Source organism: Aeromonas sp. sia0103 (assembly GCF_963895295.1).
In the GTDB taxonomy this organism is placed as follows: domain Bacteria; phylum Pseudomonadota; class Gammaproteobacteria; order Enterobacterales; family Aeromonadaceae; genus Aeromonas; species Aeromonas encheleia.
Window position 1 is genome coordinate 1 of record NZ_CAWQKG010000024.1, and the last position, 469, is coordinate 469.

The window sequence follows — 469 nt, forward strand, 5'->3', positions numbered from 1 at the left end:
GGCTACGCGCTTGTCCGCCAGGCTGTAATAGCGATGACGCCCCTGAACGTGCAGCCGCACCAGCGCCAGCTCCTTGAGCTTGGCCAGGTGGGCACTGGCGGTCGACGCGCTGACTTCGGCCACCGCCGCCAGTTCTGTGCTGGTGCGGGCATGGCCGTCCATCAGCGAACAAAGGCTGCGATCTTTTTTAACAACCGCGAAAAACCCGGCTCTGCCATAAATCCAATAAAATTCGGAGTAGTCGCTCATGGCTCGTTTGCAACGCACCCTGTCTCTGGGGTCGGTGGTGCTGTTTGGCATCGCCTACATGACGCCGATCATTGTACTCGGCACCTTTGGCATCCTCGCTCAATCCACCGCCGGCATGGTACCGGCCGCGTACCTCGCGGCGCTGGTGGCGATGTTCTTCACCGCCATGAGCTACGGCCGCATGGCCTCGGCCTTCCCGGTGGCCGGCTCGGCCTACAGC

Annotated in this window: 1 protein-coding gene and 1 pseudogene; one reads left to right on the forward strand and one right to left on the reverse strand. The window is 62.5% G+C overall.

The window, feature by feature from the left end; genetic code table 11:
• On the reverse strand, window positions 1-249 hold a 249-nt coding region (locus AACW18_RS11280), incomplete at its 3' end, for an ArsR/SmtB family transcription factor (protein ID WP_218390084.1).
• Here AACW18_RS11280 and AACW18_RS11285 point away from each other — a divergent pair.
• Window positions 248-469 (forward strand): annotated as a pseudogene (locus AACW18_RS11285) (amino acid permease); the annotation flags it as partial. The gene AACW18_RS11280 and the pseudogene AACW18_RS11285 sit on opposite strands and share 2 nt — an antisense overlap.